General features: G+C 61.4%; 2 protein-coding genes and 1 tRNA gene. 2 read left to right on the top strand and 1 reads right to left on the bottom strand.

The genetic code is table 11. The features are described from left to right. Positions 1–216 precede the first annotated feature (216 nt). Positions 217–291, top strand: a tRNA-Glu gene (locus tag L981_RS30515). A 226-nt stretch (positions 292–517) separates the two neighbouring features. Continuing rightward, positions 518–1,297, top strand: coding sequence for a hypothetical protein (locus L981_RS34815; RefSeq protein WP_156134293.1), 780 nt, complete (start codon positions 518–520; stop codon positions 1,295–1,297). Positions 1,298–1,340: 43 nt separating this feature from the next. Here L981_RS34815 and recJ read toward each other — a convergent pair. After that, positions 1,341–2,676: single-stranded-DNA-specific exonuclease RecJ (gene recJ / locus L981_RS30500; RefSeq protein ID WP_043625675.1), on the bottom strand; the 1,336-nt coding region annotated here is incomplete at its 5' end.

Here is a 2,676-nt window from a genome sequence, read left to right as displayed (position 1 = left end):
CTGGGAAGAGGGGTTCGACTCCCCTAGGGCGTGCCACTGTGTTGAATTTCTCCCCTGACACTACAAGCATTATCAACGCCGCCAGCTTGGGCGCGCGACCGAACGATCCCGTTTCAAGCGCCCTGCCCGGTGTCCGAGAAAGCCTATCGTCGATTTCGCGGAAAAGGCTTAGTATGCAGCGTGCGCAGCAATTCTCAGCGCAAAACGAGCTTAATGGCGCCCATCGTCTAGCGGTCAGGACGCCGCCCTCTCACGGCGGCAACACGGGTTCGATTCCCGTTGGGCGTACCAGGCTTCGGCAAATTTCGCCGCATGGCGGCGAACGCGTGGACGGCTACGCTTGCGCCTCCAAACACTTCACTCCCCGACAGCGATGCTGGTGTGCCGCCGGGCGGCCCCCTCGTATCATTTGACCGGAAGCAACGGATTTGTAAGGTCCTGCAGCGTCCTGACCACCCCGAATCCGTCACAATTCGGCGACCCGCACCAACAAAAGTTCGAAACAGGGGAATCTATTTTGTTACGCGTCATTGCTGCGGGGCTCGCCGCAATCACTATTTCGTCCTATCCCAGATCGCCTGCGGCCGCTCCTTCCAACGCCGCTTCTGTCGAGCGACCGCTGATGCCTGCAGACCTGGTACCGAGTCCGGTATTCAAGCTGGGGATGTCAATCGACGAGCTGGAAGCTTTGCTTGCGCGGGATTTCAAAGGCTGGGAACGTTCCGATACGACGCGAAGCCTGAACAATCGCAAAGATCCGAAGCTCCCCGCTTATGCCAAAGCCCCCTATCTGCAGCGAATACACATTACCCAATTCGACCAGCAACAAGGTCTTCGTCGAACCTACTCGCTCACACTGAATTCGCCACTCAGCGGCAGCCATCTCTACTCCGTGGTTTACAATGTCGAAGCCTTGCAGCCGTTCGATAATCTCGGATCTTTGAGCGCTGTGGCTCAATATCTGAGCGTCACTTGGGGCAGCGCTCATCGTGAATCACACAAGGGAGAGTTCGCACTCCTCAGCTATCTCTTCGATCGACAAGGGGAACTTGTTCGTGATGGCGGTGCAAGTTGCGCTCCCTTGTATCCGGCTCTTGTCAGGCTGGACGAAAAGACGCCCGACGAGGTCGAAAAAGTTATCGCAATGATCGACGCAACGAACTGTGGCGGCAACAAGAGCGTACATTTTCGCCTGCAAGCCGATGGCGACACGATCGTCGAAACGACGTTCTTCAACACCATCCTCTCTGTGAATCCTCGAGATGTTTTGAAGCGTGTGCGATACGGTCAGCCGTAAGACGGCCCAGAGAAATATCTGTCAGCACTCTTCGCGACAGGTGCTACAGCGCCTTCGCCGCGTCCGTGACGCGCAGCTGTACCCGTCGCTGGCCCTGCCACAGATCGGCTGACACCGATCCCGCGACGTGAATAGACGTTCCGCGGCTCGACAGCAGGAAGTCGCCGAGCGGCGTTTCGGTCGCCCGGAACGCAATCCCATCGAGGCGGCTGCCGTCCTGGCCTTCGAGCGTCACCTTGACGTGGTTGGCGCCCACCTGCCGACTGTCGCGCAGGCGATGCTGCGGAAAGGCAAAGACGGGCTGCGGGTGGGCTGAGCCATAGGGGCCGGCCTGCTCCAGGAGATCGATGAGCTCCAGAGTCGCTCCGGATGCTGCAAGCGCGCCGTCGACCTTCAGCGTCTGGATGGCGACAAGCTCACGCACGGCGGCTTCCGCGCGCTCCTCGAAGAACTGCCGGAGCTTTCCGAGTTTCGCGCGCTCGACGGTGAGGCCGGCCGCCATGGCATGGCCGCCGCCCTTTACCAGCAGGCCGCCGTCGACGGCCGCGCGGACCATCTTGCCCATGTCGAAGCCATTGATCGAGCGGCCGGATCCGGTGCCGCGGCCGTTCGGGTCAAAGGCGATAGCGAAGGTCGGGCGGCGGAATTTCTCCTTGATGCGGGCGGCCAGCAACCCGACGATCCCCGGATGCCAGTTTTCGCGTGCCGTGACGATCACCGAGGCGCCCTCGCCCGTGCCGTATTCGGCCAGAACCTCAGCCTCCGCCTCGGCCAGCATGACGGCTTCCATCGCCTGCCGCTCGCGGTTGAGTTCATCGAGCTGGGCTGCGATCTTCTCCGCCTCGGCAGCGTCTTCCATCGCCAGCAGCCGGCTGCCGAGTGCCGCATCGCCAATGCGTCCGCCGGCATTGATTCTCGGGCCGACGAGAAAGCCCAGATGATAAGGCGTGACCGGACCACCGATCGCCGCTTTCCGCAGCAGCGCCGAAAGCCCGACATTGCCCATATGGCGCGCTGCGATCAGTCCCTTGACCACATAGGCGCGGTTCAATCCCTTGAGCGGCACGACGTCACAGACGGTTGCCAGTGCCACCAGATCGAGCTGTGCCAGCAGGTCGAACGAAGCAACGCGGCTGTCGCCGGCATTGCGCAAGACACGCAAGGTATTGACGAGAACCAGATAGACGACGCCGGCGGCACAAAGGTGCCCCTGCCCCGAGAGATCGTCCTCGCGGTTGGGATTGACCAGCGCATGGCAGGGCGGCAGCGATGCGCCGACCTGATGGTGGTCGATGACCACGACATCGACGCCGCGTTTCTCGGCAACGGCAAGCGACTCATGGCTTGTCGAGCCGCAGTCGACGGTGACGATGAGATCG

This window comes from Ensifer sp. ZNC0028, from assembly GCF_000799055.1.
Classification (GTDB): domain Bacteria; phylum Pseudomonadota; class Alphaproteobacteria; order Rhizobiales; family Rhizobiaceae; genus Ensifer.
This window is presented reverse-complemented; position numbering and strand designations above follow the sequence as displayed.